Source organism: Pseudomonas sp. MRSN 12121, from assembly GCF_000931465.1.
Taxonomy (GTDB): Bacteria; Pseudomonadota; Gammaproteobacteria; order Pseudomonadales; family Pseudomonadaceae; genus Aquipseudomonas.
The window spans coordinates 5,520,522-5,545,213 of the sequence record NZ_CP010892.1; the positions used below are offsets into that span (position 1 = coordinate 5,520,522).

A 24,692-nucleotide genomic window follows, 5' to 3' on the forward strand; every position below is an offset into this window, starting at 1 on the left:
AGAGCGCGAGTCTGATGAACTTTGAGCGAGCGCGCTGCCACAGTTGCGTGACAGTTTGATGAAGATTGCCAAATGGTCGTTTTCGACGTGACTTTTGAAGGAGCGCAGCGTACGCGCGATGAACCCACAGACACCGCGGCTATACAGAAGCACCGCGTTATCGTTGGCGAGCATTGCGCGCAAGCTGCGCTCCTACAAAGGTTGGGGGTTGCCGGGCTCAGGCCAGCTGGCTGCGCAGCTGGCGGGCGGCGGCGACCATGTTGACCAGAGCCGCTTCGGTTTCCGGCCAGGCGCGGGTCTTCAGGCCGCAGTCCGGGTTGACCCACAGGCGCCGGGCGGGGATGCGCCGGACCGCCTTGCTCATCAGCTTGACCATTTCGGCGGTGTCCGGCACCCGCGGCGAGTGGATGTCGTAGACCCCCGGGCCGATGTCGTTCGGGTAGGCGAAGGCCTCGAAAGCCTCCAGTAGCTCCATGTCCGAACGCGAGGTCTCGATGGTGATCACGTCGGCGTCCATCGCCGCGATGGCCTCGATCACGTCGTTGAACTCGCTGTAGCACATGTGGGTATGGATCTGGGTTTCATCGCGCACCCCGCTGGCCGTCAGGCGGAAGGCGTGCACCGCCCAGTCCAGGTACGCCTGCCAGTCCGCCCGGCGCAGCGGCAGGCCTTCGCGGAATGCCGCCTCGTCGATCTGCACGATCCTGATCCCGGCCCGCTCCAGGTCCACCACCTCGTCGCGCAAGGCCAGCGCCAGTTGCCGGGCCTGCACTTCGCGCGGCACGTCCTCGCGGGGGAAAGACCACATCAGCATGGTCACAGGTCCAGTGAGCATGCCTTTCATGACCTTGTCGGTGAGGCTCTGGGCATAGGTGATCCAGTCCACGGTCATGGCATGCGGGCGGCTCAGGTCGCCGTAGATCACCGCCGGTTTCACGCACCGCGAACCGTAGCTCTGCACCCAGCCGAAGCGGGTGAACAGGTAGCCGTCCAGTTGCTCGGCGAAGTACTCGACCATGTCGTTGCGCTCGGCCTCGCCGTGTACCAGCACGTCCAGCCCCAGGCGTTCCTGGACCTGCACCGCATGGCGGATTTCACAGCGCATGGCGTCGTTGTAATCGTTGTTCGACAGCTTGCCCTGCTTGAACGCCTGGCGGGCCAGGCGGATCGACGCGGTCTGCGGGAACGAACCGATGGTGGTGGTCGGAAAGGCCGGCAGCTTCAGGCGCGCATGCTGCAGGGCTATGCGCTGGGCGAACGGCGACTGGCGCTGGCTGTCCGCCGCGCCGACCGCCTTGAGCCGCGCCTGGACCTCGGCCTTGTGGATCCGTGGCGACCGCGCGCGGCTGGCCTGCACCTCGCGGCTTTCGGCCAGGGCCGCTTGCACGGCCGGGGCCTGCGGATCGTTCAGGGCATCGCGCAGCACCGAAATCTCGCCGCATTTCTGCACGGCGAAGGCCAGCCAGCTTTTCAACTCGGCATCCAGCTGGTCTTCCCGGGCCAGGTCCACCGGGCTGTGCAGCAGGGAGCAGGAACTGCCGACCCACAGGTTGTCGCCAAAACGCTCCTGGGCGGCTTGCAGCTGCCGCAGCGCCTGCTCCAGCTCACAGCGCCAGACGTTGCGGCCGTTGACCAGGCCCACGGAGAGAATCTTGTAGGTCGGCAGGCGGTCGAGCACCTGGGTCAGTTGCTCCGGCGCCCGCACGGCGTCGATATGCAGGCCGTCCACCGGCAGGCCGACGGCCAGCCCGAGGTTGTCCTGCAGGCCGCTAAAGTAGGTGGCCACCAGCTTTTTCAGCGGCGAATACTGGAGGATGTGGTAAGCCCGCTCGAAGGCGCTCTTCCAGGCCTGCGGCAGGTCGAGGGTCAGGATCGGCTCGTCGATCTGCACCCACTCCACGCCCTGGGCCTTGAGCCGGTTGAGGATCTCGCCATAGACCGGCAGCAGGCGCTCCAGCAGTTCGAGCTTGTCGAAATCCTTGCCCTTGGCCTTGCCCAGCCACAGGTAGGTCAGCGGGCCGATGAGCACCGGCTTGACCCGGTGGCCCAGGGCGTGAGCCTCGTCGACCTCATCGAACAGCTGCTCCCAGCTCAGCGCGAACGACTGGTCGGCGCTGAATTCCGGGACCAGGTAGTGGTAGTTGGTGTCGAACCACTTGGTCAGTTCCTGGGCGTACTGGGTCTTGCCGTGCTCGCCGCCGCAGCAGGCGGCCGAGGCGCCGCGGGCCATGGCGAACAGGGTGTCGAGGGTCGGCCGGCCCTGGGCATCGCGCCGGCTGGCGAAGCGCTCGGGGATCACGCCAAAGGTCAGCGAGTGGGTCAGAACCTGGTCGTACCAGGCGAAGTCGCCCACCGGCAGCAGGTCGATGCCGGCGTCCTTCTGCACTTGCCAGTGCCGGGCCCGCAACTGTCGCCCGGCCTGTTCCAGCGCCGCCTGGTCGAGGTCGCCCTTCCAGTAGGCTTCCAGGGCTTTTTTCAGTTCGCGGTCGGCGCCGATGCGCGGAAAACCAAGAGTGTGGGCCAAGGCCATGAGTGGGTTCCTCCCTGTAAAAGATGGCGCCATTGTCGACAGCCAGGACAACATGAGACAAACTCAACCTTTTCGTGTTGATCACAAAATTTCCTCATGGAGACCCCGGTGCTCGAAATCCGTCACCTGAAGACCCTGCACGCCCTGCGCGAAGCCGACAGCCTGGTCGAAGCCGCCGAACGCCTGCACCTGACCCAGTCCGCCCTGTCCCACCAGTTCAAGGAGCTGGAAGAGCGCATGGGCATGCCGCTGTTCGTGCGCAAGACCAAGCCCGTGCGCTTCACCAGCGCCGGCCTGCGCCTGCTGCAACTGGCGGACGCCACCCTGCCCCTGCTGCGCGCCGCCGAGCGGGACATCGCCCGGTTGGCCGGCGGTACCGCGGGTCGCCTGCACATGGCCATCGAATGCCACAGCTGCTTCCAGTGGCTGATGCCGACCATCGACCAGTTCCGCGATGCCTGGCCGGAAGTCGAGCTGGACCTGGCCTCGGGGTTTTCCTTCGCCCCGCTGCCGGCCCTGGCCCGGGGCGACCTGGACCTGGTGGTGACCTCCGACCCGCTGGAGCTGGCGGGCATCACCTACGTGCCGCTGTTCACCTACGAAGCCATGCTCGCGGTGGCCAACCAGCATCGCCTGGCGAGCAAGCCTTATATCGTCCCGGAAGACCTGCTCAGCGAAACCCTGATCACCTATCCGGTGGAGCGCGACCGCCTGGATATCTTCACCCGCTTCCTGGAACCGGCCGACATCGAGCCGGCCCAGGTGCGTACCTCGGAGCTGACGGTGATGATGATGCAACTGGTGGCCAGCGGCCGCGGGGTGTGCGGCATGCCCCACTGGGCGCTGCACGAGTACAGCTCGCGGGGTTACGTGAAGGCCAAGCGCCTGGGGGAAAAGGGCCTGTTCGCCACGCTGTACGCGGCGATCCGCGCCGACATGCTGGATGCGCCCTATATGCGCGATTTCCTGCTGACGGCCAAGGACACCTCGTTCTCGACCCTGGACGGGGTCAGCGCGGTGCGTTGAAAGGCAGGAGCGAGCCTGGGCTCAAAGTGCGGCACCGACCTCGCGCCACAAGTGCAGCTTATCGAAGTACTCGATGCCCACCCGTACCGCCAGCGGCTCCAGGCCGAACTGGACGAAGCCGCAGCGCCGGTACAGGGCCAGGGCGGCGTCGTTGCCGGCGGTGACGGTCAGTTGCACCAGACGCAACCCGGGGCGCTGGCGCGCCTCCTGCAGCAGCGCCTGGATCAGCTGGTAACCCAGCCCGGCGTTGCGCTGGGCTGCCGTGACATACAGGCCGAACAGCGTAGCCTTGTGCCGGGCCTTTTCCCGGATCTCGAACGCCAGCCCGACGATCCCCACCAGCCGGTCGTCCTCGAACGCCCCGAGCAGCAGCTCCAGCGGGCTGTCCAGGCGCGATTCCCACCAGCTAAGGGGCATCGCCGCACGTTCGGCGACGCTGGAGGTGAACGCCTGCGGATGGCGCTCATAGGCCTCGAGCATCAGCGCCCGGTAGGCGCTGGCGTGAGTGGTATCGAGGCGTTGGATGATCATGGTCGGTGGCGGGTCCCGGGGTGAACCAGCGGGTCAGACCGTCTGGCGTTGATCGAGCAGCAAACGCACCGCCAGCCCCGCCAGCACGAACCCCATGAAATAACGCTGGGTGGAGAGCCACAGCGGGTTGTGCACGAACCAGGCGGCGATGCCCGAGGCGAACAGCGCGATCAGCAGGTTGACGCTGAAGCTCACGCTGATCTGGGTCAGGCCGAGGATGATGCTCTGGGTGAACACCGAGCCGTGCTCCGGGCTGATGAACTGGGGAAAGACCGAAAGGTAGAACACCGCGATCTTCGGGTTCAGGGCGCTGGTGAGAAAGCCCATCAGGATCAGTTTGCGCGACGAATCCGGCGGCAGCTGCTGCGCCTCGAACGGCGAACGCGCGCCCGGCTTGAGCGCCTGCCAGGCCAGCCACATCAGGTACAGGGCACCGAGCCACTTGAGCACTTCATAGGCCAGCGGCACCGCCATGAACACCGCGGTCAGGCCGATCGCCGCGGCGAACAGGTGCACGAAGAACCCCGCCACCACGCCGACCAGCGAGATCACACCTGCACGGCGCCCCTGGCAGATCGAACGGGAAATCAGGTAGATCATGTTGGGGCCTGGGGTCAGCACCATCAGCAGTGCGGCGGCGATGAAGATCAACATGTCGTGGATGGGAATCATGATGGGCAATCCTTTGTCCTAAAAATCAGGCCGAAGCCAGTTGCGAGGCGCGATAGAACGGCAAGATCAGGTCGCGTGTCAATGGTGCCAATGTGAGTTCATCGGCGTTCGCCGGATCGACCCAGCGCACCTCCTCGATCTCGGCCTCAGGCGTGACCTGGTCGCTGTCCAGGTCGAGGCGGAACAATTGCGCCTCGACCACATGGCCCGGCTCGTTGGCCGCCGGCGCAGAAAAACGGCCCAGGTAACGGGCGTCGTCCGGGGCGATGCGCAGGCCAAGTTCCTCTTCCAGTTCACGGGCCAGGGCGTGGCTGGGCAACTCGCCCGGCTCGATCTTGCCGCCCGGTTGCATGAAGGCCTGGGTGCCGCGCTTGCGCACCAGCAGGGTACGGCCGTCCGGCGCGACCAGCAGGGCCGCGGCAATGTGGATAAGAGGGGGGGTGGCGCTGGCAAGAGTCATGAAAAACCTGGATCGGGTACGCGAAGGGCGGCAAGCATCCCACGCCGGCAAGAGGTCGTCACGACACAGTCGGCGTCTGTTTTTTCCATACACCCTGCTCCTCGTCGGGCAGCTTGATGAAGATGCTGTAGCGCGCGCCCTCCATGGCTTCGTAGGCGATCAGCTTGTCCACCAGCGGCCCGTTGAGCACTTTGCCGGCATTGAGCAGCAACATGCCGTTATCGGCGTTGAGATTGCGCGCCAGCACCATGCCTTCCTGCAGTTCGCGCGAGCCCAGGACCTTGACCGACGGATCGCCCAGGGTCACGTCGCGCAGGTAGGCCGCGCAGACCTGGACGAAATCCTCCAGCAGCTGCGGGTCGTACAGGCGCCCGGCGTATTTGCGCAGGTACACCAGCGCTTCGTCGCTGTTCATGTGGCGCTCGAGGATCAGGCCGCGTTGCAGCTCGACGAAGTCCACCGCCAGTTTCAGCAGGCGCGACCCGAAGGGAATCGCCTCCCCCTTGAGATGGTCGGGAAACCCGCTGCCGTCCCAGTGTTCCTGGTGATGCAGGATCAACCGCGCCGCGTCCTGCATCGGCTCCAGGGTCATCAGCAGCGACTCGCTCTGTTTCGGGTAATCGCGGTAACGCTCCCGCTCCGGATGGTGCAGCAGGTCCGCCGGGGCGATCATCATGCTGTCGCTCCAGCCCAGCTTGCCAATGTTGTACAGCGCCGCCGCCATGCCCAGGTCGCGGCGGCTGCCCTCGTCGACCCCGTGGATCTTGCAGTAGGCCCGCACCAGCTCGATCACCTGCCGGTTGGTCTGCCGGGAGGGCGGCAAGCGCTGGTTGACCAGCAGGGAGAACAGCTCGGTGCTGGTGGCGTAGCTGTGCTTGAGCTCCTCATAGGCCAGGTCGAGCATGTCGGCGGTCTGTTGCAGCTCGGCGGTGCGCGCCGCAACCCGCTTTTCCAGCGCCGCGTTGAGCGCCTTGAGCTCGCCGTTCTGCTGCCGGGTCAGTGCTTCAAGGCGCAGGCGTTCGCGTTCGGCATGCCGATGAGCCAGGGCCTGGCGCAGGGTGAGGAGCATCTCATCGTCATTCCACGGCTTGCTGAGGTAGCGATAGACCTGGCCTTGGTTGATCGCCTTGGCGATCAGCGCCAGGTCAGGCTCGCCGGTGAGCAGGATCCGCGTGATCGCCGGATAGTCCCGATGGGCCAGGGCCAGCAGCGTCGCGCCGTCCATCTGCGGCAGGTGGGCGCTGCTCATCAGCAGGTCGATCGGCTCGCGGGCGAGGATCTGCAACGCCTCGGCGGCGCTGGACGCCAGGTGCAGGACATAGGGTTCGTGGCGCAACAACTGGCCCAGGCGCTGCAGTACGCCGGGTTGTTCATCGACCAGCAAGACGCCGGACAGGCGCGGGGAATCGGCAACGCTTGGCTCACCCATGGCGACACCTCGGGTCAACGTCGGTGCACATACTCCTTGTCGGTGGCAGCAGCTGTCCTTGTCCTTGAATCAAGCGTAGAAGTTTTTACTGGCCCAATGATGGCCATTTAATACCATTCATCCGAGAACCGGTTCCAGGACGCGGCATCGCCAGCGCACTCGCCCGACAGGGTCACGCCGTGGCGCGAGCGGGCTGGCGATAAAACACCTCTCAAGACTGATTGGCCTTGCTCGAACCAAAGGACGCGAAACGCTTGTTGAAACCGGCGATCCGGCCTTCGGACTGGGTCTTGCGCTGCTGGCCGGTGTAGACCGGGTGCGAAGCGCTGGAGACGTCCAGGGTGACATAGGGGTAGGTATGGCCATCGCTGTGGCGCTGGGTACGGTCGGTGTCCACGGTGGAGCCGATCAGGAAGTACACGTCCGCGGCGGTGTCGTGGAACAGCACGGTGCGATAGGCGGGATGGATATTGGCTTTCATGGGGACCTCCGGGTTGGTCAGGATCCAATACGTTATACAATAACATATAAATCCAGGCAAACGAGAACTAGTCGCAACAAGAAAGCCCCTGAATCCCCTGGCGCGCCTCCGCCTCTTCATCCCCTGGCGCTGAAAGCGCAAGACCGCAAACCGGCGCCTGCAAGCGCAGCGGTTGCTCCTTCCACAAGATCGCTCGTAAGCTGCCAGTCGCTGCACCCGTGAAACTCCATGAAGAATATCCACGGCAAGCCGGGCAATCGTGGCCCGGCCCGAGCTGTTTTCGATCTGCCTGCAGGCGCAGCCCGCCTGTCGCGCGACAACCGCTTCCCATAACAACAAGATCGTTGGCCAACTTAGAAGAATGAGTCGTAAAAAACGAAATCTATAGAGTCCGAACCAAGGAAACCGTATGAGCCTGTCCCTCCTGAGCCGCTACGCCTTCTTTGCTGCCTGCGTGATTTTCACCCTCGCCAGCTTGCCCTTCCTCGAATATGACTGGCTCTGGCCGATTACGCTGGTCACCGCCCTGCTGAGCCTGCTGGGCATTTTCGACCTGCTGCAAAGCCCGCACGCGGTACGGCGCAACTACCCGATCCTGGGCAATATCCGCTACCTGGTCGAAGGCATCCGCCCGGAAATCCGCCAGTACCTGCTGGAGTCCGACAGCGACGCCCTGCCCTTCTCCCGGGCCCAGCGCTCGCTGGTCTATTCCCGGGCCAAGAACGAAACCGCCGACAAGCCGTTCGGCACCCTGATCGACGTCTATCAATCGGGCTTCGAGTTCATCGGCCACTCCATGCGCCCGGCGCCGTTGAGCGACCCGAGCAGCTTCCGGGTCACGGTCGGCGGCCCGCAGTGCACCCAGCCTTACTCCGCCTCGGTGTTCAACATCTCGGCCATGAGCTTCGGCTCCCTCAGCGCCAACGCCATCCGCGCGCTCAACCAGGGCGCCAAGCTCGGCAACTTCGCCCATGACACCGGCGAAGGCAGCATCAGCCCCTATCATCGGGAACACGGCGGCGACCTGACCTGGGAGCTGGGCAGCGGCTACTTCGGTTGCCGGACCAGCGAGGGTCGCTTCGACCCGGAACGGTTCGCCGCGCAGGCGCAGAACCCGCAGGTGCGGATGATCGAAATCAAGATGAGCCAGGGCGCCAAGCCCGGCCACGGCGGCATCCTGCCCAGGCACAAGGTGACCCAGGAAATCGCCGACACCCGCGGCGTGCGCATGGGCGAGGACTGCATCTCGCCGTCGAGCCACAGCGCCTTTTCCACACCGCTGGAAATGATGCACTTCATCCAGCAGCTGCGTGAGCTGTCCGGCGGCAAACCCGTTGGCTTCAAGCTCTGCCTCGGCCATCCGTGGGAATTCATGGGCATCGCCAAGGCCATGCTGGAAACCGGCATCCTCCCCGACTTCATCGTGGTCGACGGCAAGGAAGGTGGCACCGGCGCGGCACCGATGGAGTTCACCGACCACATCGGCGTGCCGATGCGCGAAGGCCTGCTGTTCGTGCACAACACCCTGGTGGGCCTGAACCTGCGCGACAAGATCAAGCTCGGCGCCAGCGGCAAGATCGTCAGCGCCTTCGACATCGCCAGCGTCCTGGCGATCGGCGCCGACTGGGCCAACTCGGCGCGCGGCTTCATGTTCGCCATCGGCTGCATCCAGTCGCAAAGCTGCCACACCAACAAGTGCCCGACAGGCGTCGCCACCCAGGACAACCTGCGCCAGCGTGCCCTGGTGGTGCCGGACAAGGCGCAGCGGGTGTACAGCTTCCACCGCAACACCCTCAAGGCCCTGGCCGAGATGCTCGCCGCCGCCGGCCTGACCCACCCCTCGCAGCTGGAGGCCAAGCACCTGGTACGGCGCATGTCGGCCACCGAGATCAAGCTGTTCTCGCAGTTGCATGTGTTCCTCAAGCCCGGCGAACTGCTCACCGGCGCGGTCAATGGCGAGTTCTATTCGCGCATGTGGCAGCTGGCCCGCGCCGACAGCTTCGAGCCGAACAGCGAAGCCGCCGCCTGACCCACGCTGCGCCCCGCCACCCCGGCGGGGCGTTGCCTCTCCATTACGCAAAGGATGCCCGCAGTGCTCAAAGTCATCGCCGAAGACTTCATCAAGCCCGAACACCTCGACACCGTGCGCCCCTGGTACGCCGAACTGGTGGAGAAAACCCGCCAGGAACTGGACTGCATCGCCTATGACCTGTTCGTCGACCAGCAAGACCCGGGGCACTTCATCTTTATCGAACAGTGGCCGGACCGCGCCGCGCTCACCGCCCATTGCCAGACCGAACACTTCACCCGCCTGGTGCCCCGGATCAACGCCTTCCAGGCCAGGGAAGGCCGGGTGCTGCTGATGGACGAATTCTGAACGAACACCCCCTCGCCGCTTGACCGGACCACCGAAAGCACAGCGCTACCCCCTGACTCCTGGGAGCTCCCCATGCCGCTGCTGTCATTCGATTCACTGTCCAGCCAATTGCCCACCAGTTGGAAATCCTCCGTGGTGGGCCAGGTCGGGCCGGCACGCATCAAGGTCCTGCGCATGGACCAACAAGCCCACGCCGAAGAAAGCCACGACTACAACGAAGCCCTGCTGGTCATCCATGGCTGCCTGCGCCTGGGCATCGCCGGCCGCGAGGTGAGCGTCGGCGCGGGCCAGATGTACCTGGTCGAAGCCGGGCTGGCGCACGCGGTATTGCCCGGCAGCCATGGCACCCTGGTGATTATCGATGTCTAGGCCGGTGGCCGGCCTTCACCAGCGCAGCGTCGTGATCGGCCGCGGCTCCTCCAGGACGATGAAACGGTAGTCGCCCAGCGGGGAGTGCCACTATCCACTGGCCTGATCCGCTCCGCGCCCCGTGCGACAACTCTTATTTTGCATTTACGCATAAAATAATTTGCACAAATGCATATCGCAACTAAGGTTACTCCTGAGCCCGGCCGGAGCAGGCCATCGAGGATGGCAACCCCGTCAGCCGGCCAGGGCCCTTGCAATGCCGCTTTATCGAAACATGCAACGACGACGCAAGCTGGACGCTTGTTTTCACTCATGGAGGATGAAAAATGCTAACCCTTGAAGACACCCCCTTCACCCGTACAGGCCCCGCCCGGGAGCTGCCAAAGTGCCTGGCCAGCAGCCTGTTCAACGCCGGGCTGAACGAAGTCGAACACCACGCGGAGCGCGCCGGCCGGGCCGCCGCCAGCCTCAACTTCAACATTCAGCAGCAGACCCAGACCAACTGGTGCTGGGCCGCCCTGTCGGCCTCGGTCGGCCACTACTACGGCACTGGCGCCTGGACCCAGTGCGGCGTCGCCAACGCCGAGCTGGGCCGCAACTCCTGCTGTAGCCAACCGGGCCCCTGCAACGTGTACGGCTACCTGGATTCCGCCCTGCGGACCACCCGCAGCTTTGGCGGCATGAGCCAGGGCTCGCTGTCCCTGTCGGCCATCGAAAACCAGATCGGCCTGGGGCGCCCCATCGGCCTGCGCTGCGCCTGGTTCGGCGGTGGCGCGCACTTCCTGGCGATCCACGGCACCAACGGCGGCTATCTGCTGATTGCCGACTCGATCTACGGCTATTCGACCCGTGCGCTCAATAGTTTCCCCCGCTCGTACAACGGCGGCGGCAACTGGACCACCACCTACTTCACCCGCAAAAACTAGGAGGCCCCCATGCAACTGACTTATCCCAAGGCGCCCGCTAACGGCGTCCAGGCTCTGCGCCCGGCGCTCCAGGCCGCGCTGCGCCAGCAGGGCTTCGGTGTCAATCGCCGGTTCGCCCAGGCCACGTCCGGCAATGTGAGCCTGTCCGAACCCTGCCGGGGTTATTCCCTGAGCCTGGAAGACCTGGCCCGGGGCCAGGGCCTCACCCAGGCCACGGCGGGAGACTGGCATTACCTGGTGTTCGGCGACGCGGGGCCGATCGCCGACGCCCAACTGGCGGAAGTCGGCGGCCAGGTCGAGTTCTCTGCACTGAACCACGGCGCCCTGGCAGCGGCCACGGTCAATGCCCTGAACCTGGCGGAGAACACCCCGCACCTGAAGGGCCGGACCTATGAACTGCGCCTGCTGTTCGTCTCGGCGCTGCATGTCGCGGCGATCTGGCTGCACGCCCGCGATGAAGACGTGCTGATCCCGATCGAACCGACGCCCAAGCACCTGGCGAGCACCCGGCTGTACAGCGAAACCGCGCTGCTGGCCCTGTTGAGGGCCGCGGCGCAGCAGGCGAAAACGGCGTTCGATGCCGACACCACCGGGCTGTTGGGGAGCTGACCCGCCACCATGAAAAAAGCCCCGGTCACTGACCGGGGCTTTTCCTGTCTTGCAGACTGGCCTTACGAGGCCGAGCGCACCGCGCCCTGTCGCGCATCGTTCGGTTGCAGCTTGAACAGATAGAACAAGGCCGTCAGCAGCACCAGGAACGCCGGGCCCACATACAGCGCCACGCGGGTGTCGGGGAAATAGGCCATCAACCCGACCACCAGCACCAGGAACGCCAGCGCCAGGTAGGAACTGACCGGGTACAGCCACATGCGGTACTTCAGGCCCGCACGCTCCGAGGCGCTCAGGCCTTTGCGGAACTTGAGCTGCGCCAGCAGGATCATCACCCAGGTCCAGATCGCGCCGAAGGTGGCGATGGACGTCACCCAGACGAACACCTTCTCCGGCACCAGGTAGTTCAGCAGAACCCCCAGCAGCAGGGCGAAGATCGACAGCAGCAACGCGCGACGCGGGACGCCGCTGTTCGAGGTCTTGGCGAAGCTGGCCGGGGCCTGGCCGTTCTGCGCCAGGCTGTAGAGCATGCGCCCGGTGCTGAAAATGCCGCCGTTGCACGACGACAGCGCCGCGGTGATCACCACGAAGTTGATGATGCCGGCCGCGGTCTTGATGCCCAGGCGCTCGAAGGTCATCACGAACGGGCTGCCCTGGGTGCCGATTTCGTTCCAGGGGTAGATCGACAGGATCACGAACAGCGCGCCCACATAGAACAGCAGGATGCGCCAGAACACCGAGCCGATGGCATTGGGGATGGTCTTCTGCGGGTTCTTCGCTTCACCGGCGGTCAGGCCGATCATCTCCACGCCCAGATAGGCGAACATCACCATTTGCAACGACATCAACACGCCGGTCACGCCGTTGGGCATGAAGCCGCCGTGGGTCCACAGGTTGGAAATCCCCAGCGCCACACCGTCGTTGCCGAAACCGAAGGCGATGATGCCGATGCCGCCGATGACCATGGCGATGATGGTGACGATCTTGATCAGGGCGAACCAGAACTCGAACTCACCGAAGGCCTTGACCGCGATCAGGTTGATCGAGCCCATGCTCACCAGGGCCGCCAGGGCCCAGATCCAGCGCGGTACATCGGGGAACCAGATGCCCATGTATACCGCCACCGCGGTGATTTCCGCGACGCAGGTCACCAGCCACAGGAACCAGTAGTTCCAGCCGGTGAGAAAGCCCGCCAGCGGGCCCAGGTAGTCTTGTGCGTAACGGCTGAAGGAACCCGCGACCGGGTTATGCACGGCCATCTCGCCGAGGGCGCGCATGATCACCAGGATCGCCAGGCCGCCGAGGATATAGGACAGCATGATGGCCGGGCCGGCCATCTCGATGGCCTTGGCCGAGCCGAGGAACAGACCGACGCCGATACAGGCGCCAAGCGCCATCAAGCGAATATGCCGTTCGCCGAGTTCGCGTTTCAGCGGGCCGCCTTGAGCGGTCTCGCCGTGGGGCAGGTGGTTGCCAACGGGCATGGGGTACAACCTCATCTTGTTATTGGATATGAGCCACCGAATCTGCAAGGCATGGACGGATGATCCGTGCCCGCCAGAGCGGGTCGACCTTGTGGGCCGACGCGTCTTGTAGGACAAATCCTGCAAGATCAGTGGGGCGTGCAGTATAAAAAGCTCGCGAGAGGCTTTTTCACTCTAAAAGCAGCTAAATTCAGAGAGAAATCTCGGTATTGGCGGGTTTTGCGGAGGAGCATTACCTGAGATTTTCGCCTTTTGTCATTTTTGAACGGCGCCGAGTATTGCACAGCCATGGGGCAGCGTCATGCCCCTACCTAGGGCGTATTTACCGGTCATGATGGCTCTATCTCAGGCTTCTTTAGCCTCGCCCCATACCCTGCAGGAGCGAGCCTGCTCGCGATGAACCGAGGGCGCCGCAATGCTTCGGATCCACCGCGCTATCGGTGACGACCCTCGCGAGCACGCTCGCTCCTACAGCGGGAGGCGAATGCCTTCAGGCCGCGCACAAATTTTTCACCATCGGCCACCACCGTCTAAGCTTCAGGCAAGTCCGATCAATCTGCGTGAATGGATCAGTCGACTATGGGTGCTTTGTGGCAGACCGATTCGAGAAAAACCGTAGTGCCAACCGATCGCGTGGAAGAAGCGCCTATCCCTGAAAAATCCCACTCAAGCCGGCATTGGTGGCGGCTGTTCTGGCTGCTGTTGTTGATGGCGCTGGTCGCCCTGGGCTTTGCCGCCTCCAAGGAAGTACGCACCTCGAAACTGCAGGCCCGCGAATTCAGCAAGTTCGCCGCCGACCTCAGCTATTCCATGGCCCCCGGCCCCAGCGACGCCATCGTCTACCCCGGCGCCGGGCCCTTCGATAAGCGCCTGGGCTACAGCGCCCTCGACGAGTTCGTGCCGCGCCTGCTCAAGCGCGGCTATGTGGTGCAAGCCCAGTCGCGCTTCTCGGCCTCATTGATGAACTACAGCGAAAGCGGCTTTTTCGTACCCTATTCCGAGAAAATCCAGGCCGGGCTGTCGATCACCGACTGTCGTGCAGCGCCGCTCTACCAGTTCAAGTACCCGCAACAGCTGTACTCGAACTTCGCCGCCATCCCGCCGGTGATGGTGCACAGCCTGCTGTTCATCGAGAACCGCGAGCTGCTCGACCCCAACCAGCCCCTGGCCAACCCGGCGGTGGACTGGCCGCGCTTCGCCAAGGCGGCCTGGTCGCAAGTGGCCAAGCTGCTGCACCTGCCCGGGCAGACCGCCGGCGGCAGCACCCTGGCCACCCAACTGGAGAAATACCGGCACTCCCCGGACGGCCTGACCGTCTCCGGCGCGGAGAAGATCCGCCAGATGATTTCCGCCGGCGTGCGCGCCTACCAGGGCGGCGAGCAGACCCTCGAGGCCCGGCGGCGGATCGTCCGCGACTACCTCAACAGCGTGCCGCTCTCGGCGGTGCCCGGCCACGGCGAAGTGCATGGCATGGCCGAAGGGTTGCGGGTCTGGTACGGCGCCGACTTCGCCCAGGTCAACCAGCAGCTGGCGAGCACCGCCAGCGACCCGCAGAGCCTGGCGCAGCGAGGCCTGGCCCTGCGCCAGGTACTGTCGCTGATGATCGCCCAGCGCCGCCCCTCGCATTACCTGGCCAAGGGCCGCGAGGAACTGGCCGAACTCACCGACAGCCATATCCGCCTGCTGACCCAGAACGGGGTGATCGACGCGCCGTTGTCGGCTGCGGCCCTGGCGAGCAAGGCCACCTTTCGCGACTGGGTGCAGCAACCGACGATCCAGCCGATCGAGACCAACAAGGGCATCAGCGTGGCCCGCAGCCGCCTGGCCGGCCTGCTCAACCGGCCGCTGTACGACCTCGACCGCCTCGACCTGTCGGCCACCAGCACCCTGCAAAGCGACCTGCAACGCCAGGCCACCGAATACCTCAAGCACCTGGCCGACCCGGTGTTCGCGGGCCAGATCGGCCTGCTCGGCGAACGCCTGCTGACCCCGACCAGCACCACCCAGGTCCGCTACAGCTTCACCCTGCTGGAACTGACGCCGGACGGCTCGCGGGTGCGGGTGCAGACCGACAGCACCGACCAGCCCTTCGACATCAACGAAGGCAGCAAGCTGGAACTGGGCTCCACCGCCAAGCTGCGGGTGCTGACCACCTACCTGCAGATCATCGCCGAGCTGCATGACCAGTACGGCGCCGAAACGGCCGCGGCGCTGAAGAAAGTCGAGATCGCCGAACAGGATCGCCTGAGCCGCTGGGCCGTGGACTACCTGATCCAGAACAACGATCGCAGCCTGCCGAAAATGCTCGAGGCGGCCCTGGATCGCAAATACTCGGCCAGCCCCGGCGAAAGCTTCTTCACCGGCGGCGGGCTGCACACCTTTCATAACTTCCGCAAGGAAGACAACGGCCGCCTGCCGACCCTGCGCGACGCCTTGCGCGAATCCATCAACCTGCCGTTCATCCGCCTGATGCGCGACCTGGTGCGCTACAGCACCTACGCCGGCCCCAACAACAGTGCCGCCCTGCTCAAGGACGACGGCGACCCGCGGCGCCAGGAGTACCTGGCCCGGTTCGCCGACCGCGAGGGCACCTCGTTCCTGCTGCGGTTCTGGAAGAAATACCGCAACAAGGACACCCAGGAACGCCTGGACACCTTCCTGGACAGCATGCACCCGACCGCGATCCGCCTGGCCGCCGTGCACCGCTATCTGCTGCCGGAAGCCAGCCAGAGCAGTTTCAACACCTTCGTGCGCTCGCACCTCAAGGGCGCCAAGCTGACGGAAAAACTCACCGACGAGCGCCTCGACAAGCTCTACTACAGCTACGGCCCCGGCGCCTACGACCTGCCCGACCAGGGCTACATCGCCAAGGTGCACCCGCTGGACCTGTGGCTGCTCGGCTACCTGCTGAACAACCCCGACGCCAAGTTCAGCCAGATCGTCAAGGCCAGCGAATTCGAACGCCAGGAAGTCTATAGCTGGCTGTTCAAGAGCCGGCACAAGAGCGCGCGCGACAGCCGCATCCGCACCATGCTGGAGATCGAGGCGTTCCTCGACATTCACCAGCGCTGGCAGAAGGTCGGCTATCCCTTCGACCACCTGGTGCCCTCGCTGGCGACCGCCATCGGCAGCTCTGGCGACCGCCCTGCGGCGTTGGCCGAGCTGGTCGGCACCATCCTCAACGATGGGGTACGCATGCCGACCCTGCGTATCGACAGCCTGCATTTCGCCGCCGATACCCCTTACGAAACCCGGCTCACCAACGACCCGGCCGAGGGCAAGCGGGTGATGCCATCGGAAGTCGCCACCGCGCTGCGCGGCGCCTTGTCGCAAGTGGTGGATGCCGGCACCGCCAAGCGCGTTTCCGGCAGTTTCAAACTGGCCGACGGCACCCCGCTGGCCATGGGCGGCAAGACCGGCACCGGCGACAACCGGATCGAGGCCATCGGTTCCGGCGGGCGGATTCTCAGTTCGAAATCCATCAACCGCACCGCCACCTTCGTGTTCTATATCGGCGAGAACCACTTCGGCACCCTGACCGCCTATGTGCCGGGTGCCTCGGCGCAAGCCTTCAAGTTCACCTCGGCCTTGCCGGTCCAGGTCCTCAAGGGCATGGCGCCGATTCTCACGCCCTACCTGCAACCGGGCAGCAATACCCAATGCCTGGGCAGCCTGGCCCAGCGCTGACTCCTCCCCCTATCCTGTAGCCGCTGCCGAGCCTGCGAGGCTGCGAGGCTGCGATCGAGGACGAAGTCCTCGCAAAACCGGCCTCCGCTGTTGTATCTGGAGCAACGGGGGGGCCGGTTTGCGGCCGCTTCGCGACCGATCGCAGCCTCGCAGGCTCGGCAGCGGCTACAAGTATTTCCACTCTTTCTCTCCGACAGACGGCTGGCCGGGCTCGCGTAAAAGGGCTTGCGCAGATTTTAAGATATATCTTAAGTTATGTCTTAATCACACAGGAGAAAGAGAAAATGAGAGAGCACCACCCCCACCACCGCGAATTCGGCGATGGCCATGACGGTTTTGAAAAGCGTCCCGGACGCGAGCGCGGCGGCCGCGGCCCGCGAGTCTTCGCTCCCGGCGACCTGAAACTGCTGTTGCTGGCGCTGATCGCCGAACAGCCGTGCCACGGCTATGACCTGATCCGCCAGATCGAAGGCATGTTCGACGGCGCCTACAGCCCGAGCCCGGGCGTGATCTACCCGACCCTGACCTTCCTCGAAGAGAGCGAACTGATCAGCGGCGACGCCGAAGGCGGGAAAAAACGCTACAGCGTGACCGATGCCGGCCGTCTGTCCCTGCAGGACCAGGCGATTGCTCTGGACGGCGTGCGCATGCGCATCGACGTCAGCAAGCGCTCGCTGCGCGGCCACGATCGCCCGGCGGAAATCCACGAAGCGGTGCACAACCTGCGCCACGCCCTGCAGATGCACCACGGACGCTGGAACCCGCAGGAAATCGTGCGGGTCCGCGACCTGCTGAACAACACGGCCCGCGCCATCGTCGACGGCCCAGCCCCCAAGGAGTCAGAACAATGACCGCAGACCATTCGAAAACCATTCACCGGGTCAGCCACGAGATCAAGCGCCGCCGCCTGCAAGTGCTGCGGGTGATGGACCTGACCCCGCGCATGCGCCGCATCACCCTGGGCGGTCCGGAATTGGCCGGCTTCATCAGCCTGGGCAGCGACGACCATGTGAAGCTGCTGTTCCCGCAGAACGCCGAACAGCAGGCGGCCCTGGAAACCCTGGTGCTGGGCCCGGGCAAGGACAACGGCGCGATGCCGCCCATGCGCGACTACACGCCGCGGCGTTACGACCTGGAGACCGGCGAGCTGGATATCGACTTCGTCCTGCATGGCGACGGCCCCGCCTCGACCTGGGCCGAACAGGCCCGGCCCGGCCAGTTCCTGCATATCGGCGGGCCGCGCGGCTCGATGATCGTGCCGGACATCTTCGACAGCTACCTGCTGATCGGCGACGAAACCGCGATCCCGGCCATCGCCCGGCGCCTCGAAGAGTTGCCGGCCGGACGCCAGGTGCTGGCGGTGATCGAGGTGCAGGACGCGGCTGAACGCCAGGTATTGCAGAGCGCGGCGCAGGTCGAAGTGATCTGGGTCGAGCGCGACCGCAGCCAGGACCTGCTCGACACGGTGCGCGGGCTGGCGCTGCCGGGCGGCAAGCTGTATGCCTGGGTCGCCACCGAAAGCAAAGTCTCGCGCCAGGTGCGCCGGGTGCTGCTGGACGAGCACCGGCTGGACGATGAGTTCGTCAAGGCCGCCGGTTACTGGCGCCTGGACAGCAGCGAGGAAGAATAAAAGCGGCGGCTTCGCCGCCTATCGCGACAGCACGGCTCCCGGATCAACATTGGCCCTGTAGCCGCTGCCGAGCCCGCGAGGCTGCGATCGGCCGCGAAGCGGTCGTAAAACCAGGCGACCTGTTCTTCCCGGCACACCACATGCTCAGGCTTTGCGAGGACTTCGTCCTCGATCGCAGCCTCGCGGGCTCGGCAGCGGCTACAGGAATCTCGGCTCTTCCCGTCACCGCACAATCAAGCGACGCCCCAACCAACGATCCAACCCGACAATCCCCAGCGCCACCAGCACGAACCCCGCCAGGATCCCCAGCGCGTTCACGAACGCCTGGGCATAACCCAGCCTGTCCACATCGATGAAAGGATAGGGATACAGCCCCAGCACATGCCCGCGCAGCAGCACATAGGCGAAATACAGCAGCGGGTAAAGCATCCAGCCGGCGACATGCCGCAGGCGCAACTCGCCCTTGGGCACGCACCACCACCAGTAGGCCAGGAACAGCAGCGGCATCACGTCGTGCAACAACTCGTCGGCGATGAACTGCCAGCCCTGCGGGTGCCACAAGTGACGCAGCAACAAGCTGTACGCCAGCCCCACCACCAGGATGCTGACGGCGATCCCGCTGCTGACCCAGGGTTGCAGGAGGAACCGCTGCCCGCGCGAGCGGCGCAGGTCCAGGGCGCACGTCAGCACCACCGCCGCCAGGGTGTTGGTGAGTACGGTAAAGAAACTGAAGAAGTTGATCAGCCCACCCAGCAGGCTGGCTTCCACTGTCCAGCGCAGATGGAGGATCAAGTACAGCTGGATCGTCAGCCCCGCCCAGCCGAGCACGGCTGCCAGCGCCGTGAACAAGCGCTTGCCGCCTGCGGGAAAAACCGGTTCGAGCGCCATCGGATGGCCTTAGAGCGGGCGTTTGGTGCGCTGCAACTTCACGTACAACTGTTCGACCTTCTCCCGCGCCCAGGGTGTTTTGCGCAGGAAGGTCAGGCTCGACTTGATGCTCGGGTCGCTCTTGAAGCAACGGATATCGATACGCTCGGCCAACCCCTGCCATTGGTAATGCTCCACCAGCGCCTTGAGGATCTGTTCCAGGGTGACGCCGTGCAGCGGGTCGTTGTTCGTTGCAGTCATGCCGGGCCTTCGAGCAAGAGGAAAAAGGAAAGTCGCGCACCTTAGCCGAGGCGTCGATCCGGTGGAAGGGCCGGTGCGGTTACCGAATAACTGTAGGTGAGATCCCGGACACCGCCCCCCCTGTAGGAGCGAGGCTTGCCCGCGATGCAGGCACCGCGTACTGCCTGATGCACCGCGTCGTCGTTGATCGCGGGCAAGCCTCGCTCCTACGGAAAAAGATGTCTGAAAAAGTTCCTTTCTTTTTACACAAAAAGAGATGTTATATTGTATCAATACAAGACAACCCCCCCGATCCAGACACTTCGCCGTGTCGGCCTGTTCTCTTTTGACTCAAAGCGCCCCGCCGCTACGCTTGCCAAGGAATGACCGATGTCCCTCTACACCCACCGCCCCTCCCGCTCATTACTCTGGCGCCTGACGCCGCTCTCCGCCGCCTTGCTGCTCGGCTCCCAGGCCCACGCCCTGGAGTTGCAGCCGCAGGTCATCACCGCCAACCCGCTGGGCAGCCAGCAAACGGCCGCGCCAAGCACGGTCCTGGAAGGCGACGACCTGACCCTGCAACAACAAGGCAGCCTGGGCGAAACCTTGAACAAGCAGCCGGGCGTGTCTTCGTCCTACTTCGGCCCGGGCGCCAGCCGGCCGATCATTCGCGGCCTGGATGGCGATCGCATCCGCCTGCTGCGCAACGGCGTGGGCGCCCTGGACGCCTCGTCGCTGTCCTACGATCACGCCGTGCCGCTGGACCCGGTCAACGTCGACCGCATCGAGATCGTCCGCGGCCCGGCAGCCCTGCTGTACGGCGGCAGCGCCATCGGCGGCGTGGTCAACACCTTCGACAACCGCATCCCCACCGAAGCCATCGAAGGTATCCATGGGGCCGGTGAACTGCGCTACGGCGGCGCCGACACCACCCGCAGCAGCGCCGGCAAGCTGGAAGCCGGCAACGGCACATTCGCCTTGCACCTGGATGCCAACTCGCGGCAATTCAACGACCTGAAGATTCCCGGCTACGCCCGCAGCCGCCACGCCCCGCCCAGTGAAGACGGCGACGGCAAGAAAGGCCGCCTGGGCAACAGCGACGGCCGTCAGGATGGCGGCGCCGTCGGCGGCTCCTACACCTGGGACGACGGTTACGCCGGGCTGTCCTACAGCAACTACGACTCCAACTACGGCTCCCCCGCCGAAGACGATGTGCGTATCCGCATGAAGCAGGATCACTACGCCTTCGCCTCGGAACTGCGCAACCTCGACGGTCCTTTCAGTTCGCTGAAATTCGACGCCGGCTACACCGATTACGAGCACCGGGAAATCGAAGGCGGCGAGACCGGCACCATTTTCAAGAACAAGGGCTACGAAGCCCGCGTCGAAGCCCGCCACCAGCCCCTGGGCCCACTCAACGGGGTCATCGGCACCCAGGTCAGCCGCAGCGAATTCTCCGCCCTCGGCGAAGAAGCCTTCGTACCGCAGACCGACACCGACAGCGCCGCACTGTTCATCCTCGAAGAGCTGCAAGCCACCGAGCGCCTGAAGCTGAGCCTCGGCGGGCGCCTGGAACACACCCGCGTCGACCCGGACAGCAAAGGCAACGAGCGCTTCAGCCAGGCCGACAACGCCAGCAGCTTCACCGCCGGCAGCCTATCGTCCGGCGCGGTCTATACCCTGACGCCGATCTGGTCCGTGGCCGCCACCCTGGGCTACACCGAACGCGCGCCGACCTTCTACGAGCTGTACGCCAACGGCGCCCACGTGGCGACCGGCACCTATGAAATCGGCGACGCCAACCTGTCGAAGGAAAAAGCCGTGTCCAGCGACCTGGCCCTGCGTTTCGACAACGGCACCCATAAAGGCAGCGTCGGGGTGTTCTACAGCCACTTCTCCAACTACATCGGATTGCTCGGCAGCGGCCGCACCCTCAACGACGAAGGCGAGGAAGACGCCGGCGGCATGCCGGAATACACCTACTCCGGAGTCCGCGCGCGGTTTGCCGGGATCGAGGCCCAGGACCACTGGAAACTCGGCGAAAGCGCCTACGGCAAATTCGCCCTGGAACTGTCCGGCGACTACACCCGGGCCAAGAACCTGGACAACGGCGAAGCCCTGCCGCGCATCGCCCCGTTGCGCCTGAACAGCGGCCTGCTGTGGGAACTGGACCGCTGGCAGGCGCGCATCGATGTCGAACACGCCGCCAGCCAGGGTCGCGTGCCCGACAACGAAAGCGGCACCGACGGCTACACCACCCTCGGCGCCAGTGCCGGCTATCACTTCGACATCGGCAGCAGCCAGTGGCTGGCCTTCGTCAAGGGCGAGAACCTGACCAACCAGACTGTGCGTTACGCCAGCTCGATCCTGCGCGACATCGCCCCGGCCCAGGGCCGCAGCGTCGAGTTCGGCCTGCGCACCACCTTCTGACCCAGCGCCAGAAAATCGCAGCCTTCGGGCTGCGATTCCCCCTGCGATGAATCCCCTCGGCTCACACCTTAGAACCGCAGCCCCATGGCGTTCTGCCATTTCCGGCTGTACCGCCGGACCATGACCCGGCAAAATGCGCCACCTGTTCCACGGTTGCGTCCCCACCCTACCGGCCCGAAGCCCGGCCCTCGACACGCAACCTGCTGCAGAAACGGATCTCCACCCCACAAAGGAATGCCCCTTGCTCAACCTCACACGCTCGCTCGCCGCGCTCCTGGCCTTGACCTGCTCGCTGGATGCCGCCGCGCTGTCGCTTCACTCGGAAAAACGCGCGGATGGCAGCACCGTGCTGCTGCTCACCGACGCCCCCGCCCCGGCACGCCCGCCGCAGCTCAATGAAGATCCGGCGGTCCGCGCGGCCCTGGTTGATTTCATCGGCTATGCCACCGGCAGCTTCACCAACGACAACACCCTGATCGTGACCCAGGTCCTGGAAGCCCTCGATTCGGAGTTCACGACCTTTACCGAGGGCGTGCCCGCCGGACGCAAAATGCTCACCGCCATGGACGACGGCAATCATGGCGACGAACGCGCCGCCCTGCTGCTGGACGACAAGGGGCAACTGCTCGCCGTTGGCCTGGTGAATGGACACTGCACCGTCAAGTCCAGGGAAGAATCGTTGTCCTGCAACCCGGGGCCGGAAACCGTGCTGACCGTCTTCCAGGCCAAAGACGCGAAGAAGAGTGACGCCGAGCCGATCATTGCCTGGAGCAAGGAGCTGCCGCCCATGGTCGCGTACTGGGCCGAAAGCGAAGACCCCGAAACCCGTGCCAAGGCGCAAAAGATCGCCACCGTCGAGTACATCACCACGGCACCGAAAAAAGACTCCTGGAATGCCGCGCAACTGCCTGCCGACTTCCCGCAGGCGATGCTCGGGCTGCTGCCCAGGAACTCCCACCTGGTGGGCGCTGGCGTGGACGGCGTGTTCACCACGCCGGGCCTCAAAGGCGCGCCGATTTACGGCGACTACGACGAAATGGCGGGCAGGCCGCGGCATGATTTCGAGGTGCTGCTGCAAACCTACACGCCGTTCCCCGACGTCGTGAAGTTCTACCAGCAACAGGCAAAAGGCGCCGAGCTGCGGGCCAATGACGAAAAAGCGCTGATCGAGGGCGTGGCGGGCGGCGGTACTTATCAGATCGAGATCAAGGATAAAGAGGAAGAAGGCACCTCCATCACCTTCTCCGGCTGGAGAAAGGAAGTCTGAAGCAGGTCGTCGAGCGCGCCTGGAAAAACAACGGCGCCACGCCGGCTGCGCGCAAAGACATACTGTTACCGAATCCGAAATGATTCATGTCACGAAAAGCGCTTTCTCTCCATGAGAAGGCGCTTTATCCTTCCCGCCGCCAAAGCTGAATCGATTTTCGTCCTTAAAAACAGTAGCTGCCGCTGCGATCCCCCCGAGATCCGCAACGGACGATATTTGCTGTTTCTGCCCATCAATAAAAAGCACTCATTCAACGACTTATGCCTAATTTCAAGCCTCTAAAAGACAGCGCTGTCTTTCACCCGATCGCCAGCCAGAAAGCCATGACCCTGCTCGGCGCCCTCGGCCTTGCCACCTGCGCCCAGGCCGCTCCGGCCTTCGACAGCGAATCGCCCTGGATGCTCGGAGACTGGAACGGCGCCCGCACAGAACTGGCGAAAAAAGGCTACGACTTCAAGATCGACTTTGTCGGCGAAATGGGTTCCAACCTGCATGGCGGCTACGACCATGACCGCACCGCGCGCTTCAGCGACCAGTTCGCCTTCGGCAGCCACCTGGACCTGGACAAGATCCTCGGTTGGCACGATGCCGAGTTCCAGCTGACGGTGACCAAGCGCGACGGCGACAACATCAGCAACGACCGCATCAACGACCCGCGCGTCGGCGGCTTCAGCTCGGCCCAGGAAGTCTGGGGCCGTGGCCAGACCTGGCGCCTGACGCAGATGTGGTACCAGCAGAAATTCCTCGACCAGAAACTGGACATCAAGGTCGGCCGCTTCGGGCAGGGCGAAGACTTCAACAGCTTCCCCTGCGATTTCCAGAACCTGGCGTTCTGCGGCTCCCAGGTCGGCAACTGGGCCGGCAGCGTCTGGTACAACTGGCCGGTCAGCCAGTGGGCGCTGCGGGTCAAGTATCACCTGACGCCTGAGCTCTACGCGCAGATCGGCGCCTTCGAGCAGAACCCGTCCAACCTCGAGCGCGGCAACGGCTTCAAGCTCAGCGGCAGCGGCACCCAGGGCACCCTGCTGCCGGTCGAATTGGTGTGGACACCCAAGCTCAATGACCTGCCGGGCGAATACCGCGCCGGTTACTACTACAGCAGCGCCAAGGCCAGCGACGTCTACAAGGACAGCAACAGCCAGCCGGCCGCCCTGAGCGGCGAGGCCTATCGCAGCAGTTCGAGCAAGCACGGCCTGTGGCTGGACGCGCAACAGCAGGTCACCAGCCTGGCCAGCGACCACTCGCGCGGCCTGAGCCTGTTCGCCAACGCGACGATGCACGACAAGAAGACCAACGCCATCGACAACTACGTCCAGGCCGGCCTGGTCTACAAGGGCCTGTTCGATGCCCGCGCCAAGGACGACATCGGCTTCGCCATGGCCCGGATCCACGTCAACCCGGCCTATCGCAAGAATGCCGAGGCCAGCAACCGCGCCCGCCTCGTCCAGGACTACGACAACCTGGCCTACCTGCCGCCCCAGGACACCGAATACAGCGCCGAGCTGTACTACGGCGTGCACGTCACCAACTGGCTGACCGTGCGCCCGAACCTGCAATACATCCGCCACCCGGGTGGCGTGGACAAGGTCGACGACGCACTGGTCGGTGGCATCAAGATCCAGAGTTCGTTCTGACGGGCCCGGTGGCCCGCCCAATCTGAAGAAAACTGTTTTCCCC

At 64.6% G+C, this 24,692-nt stretch carries 21 protein-coding genes; 12 read left to right on the forward strand and 9 right to left on the reverse strand.

Annotated features, from left to right (window positions below; genetic code table 11):
* Window positions 1-217 precede the first annotated feature (217 nt).
* The gene (gene metE / locus TO66_RS25030) at window positions 218-2,530 is read right to left on the reverse strand and encodes a 5-methyltetrahydropteroyltriglutamate--homocysteine S-methyltransferase (protein ID WP_044464792.1); all 2,313 of its coding nucleotides are present in this window, start codon (window positions 2,528-2,530) and stop codon (window positions 218-220) included.
* 108 nt (window positions 2,531-2,638) lie between these two features.
* Here metE and metR point away from each other — a divergent pair, with 108 nt between their 5' ends.
* Window positions 2,639-3,556, forward strand: a complete 918-nt coding sequence (gene metR / locus TO66_RS25035) for a transcriptional regulator MetR (protein ID WP_044466155.1) — start codon at window positions 2,639-2,641, stop codon at window positions 3,554-3,556.
* Window positions 3,557-3,577: 21 nt separating this feature from the next.
* On the opposite strand, the gene TO66_RS25040 is transcribed toward metR, so the two are convergent.
* The 5 genes from TO66_RS25040 to TO66_RS25060 all read right to left on the reverse strand — a co-directional run bounded on the left by TO66_RS25040 (window position 3,578) and on the right by TO66_RS25060 (window position 7,129).
* Window positions 3,578-4,087: a GNAT family N-acetyltransferase gene (locus tag TO66_RS25040; protein ID WP_044464793.1), complete on the reverse strand. Its 510-nt coding sequence runs from the start codon at window positions 4,085-4,087 to the stop codon at window positions 3,578-3,580.
* A gap of 33 nt (window positions 4,088-4,120) precedes the next feature.
* The gene (locus TO66_RS25045) at window positions 4,121-4,759 is read right to left on the reverse strand and encodes a LysE family translocator (protein WP_044464794.1); all 639 of its coding nucleotides are present in this window, start codon (window positions 4,757-4,759) and stop codon (window positions 4,121-4,123) included.
* A gap of 25 nt (window positions 4,760-4,784) precedes the next feature.
* Window positions 4,785-5,219: an NUDIX domain-containing protein gene (locus tag TO66_RS25050; RefSeq protein ID WP_044464795.1), complete on the reverse strand. Its 435-nt coding sequence runs from the start codon at window positions 5,217-5,219 to the stop codon at window positions 4,785-4,787.
* A gap of 58 nt (window positions 5,220-5,277) precedes the next feature.
* Window positions 5,278-6,648, reverse strand: coding sequence for an HD domain-containing phosphohydrolase (locus TO66_RS25055; protein ID WP_044464796.1), 1,371 nt, complete (start codon window positions 6,646-6,648; stop codon window positions 5,278-5,280).
* 211 nt (window positions 6,649-6,859) lie between these two features.
* Window positions 6,860-7,129: a type B 50S ribosomal protein L31 gene (locus tag TO66_RS25060; protein ID WP_044464797.1), complete on the reverse strand. Its 270-nt coding sequence runs from the start codon at window positions 7,127-7,129 to the stop codon at window positions 6,860-6,862.
* A 409-nt stretch (window positions 7,130-7,538) separates the two neighbouring features.
* Here TO66_RS25060 and TO66_RS25065 point away from each other — a divergent pair, with 409 nt between their 5' ends.
* From TO66_RS25065 to TO66_RS25085, 5 genes are all read left to right on the forward strand, one after another.
* A complete protein-coding gene (locus tag TO66_RS25065) occupies window positions 7,539-9,158 on the forward strand; it encodes an FMN-binding glutamate synthase family protein (RefSeq protein ID WP_044464798.1) in 1,620 nt (539 codons plus the stop codon).
* Between the two features lie 63 nt (window positions 9,159-9,221).
* A complete protein-coding gene (locus TO66_RS25070) occupies window positions 9,222-9,506 on the forward strand; it encodes a putative quinol monooxygenase (protein WP_044464799.1) in 285 nt (94 codons plus the stop codon).
* Between the two features lie 72 nt (window positions 9,507-9,578).
* The gene (locus TO66_RS25075) at window positions 9,579-9,875 is read left to right on the forward strand and encodes a cupin domain-containing protein (protein ID WP_044464800.1); all 297 of its coding nucleotides are present in this window, start codon (window positions 9,579-9,581) and stop codon (window positions 9,873-9,875) included.
* Between the two features lie 326 nt (window positions 9,876-10,201).
* Window positions 10,202-10,801 (forward strand): papain-like cysteine protease family protein, encoded by a 600-nt coding sequence (locus TO66_RS25080; protein ID WP_044464801.1) that lies wholly within the window; start codon window positions 10,202-10,204, stop codon window positions 10,799-10,801.
* Window positions 10,802-10,810: 9 nt separating this feature from the next.
* Window positions 10,811-11,410 (forward strand): hypothetical protein, encoded by a 600-nt coding sequence (locus TO66_RS25085; protein WP_044464802.1) that lies wholly within the window; start codon window positions 10,811-10,813, stop codon window positions 11,408-11,410.
* Window positions 11,411-11,472: 62 nt separating this feature from the next.
* On the opposite strand, the gene TO66_RS25090 is transcribed toward TO66_RS25085, so the two are convergent.
* Complete coding sequence (locus TO66_RS25090) at window positions 11,473-12,894, reverse strand: amino acid permease (protein WP_044464803.1); 1,422 nt, start codon at window positions 12,892-12,894, stop codon at window positions 11,473-11,475.
* Between the two features lie 579 nt (window positions 12,895-13,473).
* Here TO66_RS25090 and TO66_RS25095 point away from each other — a divergent pair.
* From TO66_RS25095 to TO66_RS25105, 3 genes are all read left to right on the forward strand, one after another.
* Window positions 13,474-16,581 (forward strand): transglycosylase domain-containing protein, encoded by a 3,108-nt coding sequence (locus tag TO66_RS25095; protein ID WP_044464804.1) that lies wholly within the window; start codon window positions 13,474-13,476, stop codon window positions 16,579-16,581.
* A gap of 284 nt (window positions 16,582-16,865) precedes the next feature.
* Entirely contained in the window at window positions 16,866-17,432 is a 567-nt protein-coding gene (locus TO66_RS25100; protein WP_044464805.1) for a PadR family transcriptional regulator, read from the forward strand.
* Window positions 17,429-18,211, forward strand: coding sequence for a siderophore-interacting protein (locus TO66_RS25105; RefSeq protein ID WP_044464806.1), 783 nt, complete (start codon window positions 17,429-17,431; stop codon window positions 18,209-18,211). The genes TO66_RS25100 and TO66_RS25105 overlap by 4 nt, the downstream gene beginning before the upstream one ends.
* 222 nt (window positions 18,212-18,433) lie before the next feature.
* Here the strand turns inward: TO66_RS25105 and TO66_RS25110 are convergent, their stop codons facing one another.
* A complete protein-coding gene (locus tag TO66_RS25110; RefSeq protein WP_044464807.1) occupies window positions 18,434-19,099 on the reverse strand; it encodes a Pr6Pr family membrane protein in 666 nt (221 codons plus the stop codon).
* A 9-nt stretch (window positions 19,100-19,108) separates the two neighbouring features.
* A complete protein-coding gene (locus TO66_RS25115; protein WP_044464808.1) occupies window positions 19,109-19,339 on the reverse strand; it encodes a VF530 family DNA-binding protein in 231 nt (76 codons plus the stop codon).
* 369 nt (window positions 19,340-19,708) lie between these two features.
* Between TO66_RS25115 and TO66_RS25120 the strand changes: the two genes are divergently transcribed.
* The 3 genes from TO66_RS25120 (at window position 19,709) to TO66_RS25130 (ending at window position 24,649) form a co-directional block, all read left to right on the forward strand.
* The gene (locus tag TO66_RS25120; RefSeq protein WP_044464809.1) at window positions 19,709-21,748 is read left to right on the forward strand and encodes a TonB-dependent receptor; all 2,040 of its coding nucleotides are present in this window, start codon (window positions 19,709-19,711) and stop codon (window positions 21,746-21,748) included.
* Window positions 21,749-21,989: 241 nt separating this feature from the next.
* The gene (locus tag TO66_RS25125) at window positions 21,990-23,015 is read left to right on the forward strand and encodes a hypothetical protein (protein WP_044464810.1); all 1,026 of its coding nucleotides are present in this window, start codon (window positions 21,990-21,992) and stop codon (window positions 23,013-23,015) included.
* A 260-nt stretch (window positions 23,016-23,275) separates the two neighbouring features.
* Complete coding sequence (locus tag TO66_RS25130) at window positions 23,276-24,649, forward strand: carbohydrate porin (protein ID WP_044464811.1); 1,374 nt, start codon at window positions 23,276-23,278, stop codon at window positions 24,647-24,649.
* Window positions 24,650-24,692: the final 43 nt, after the last annotated feature.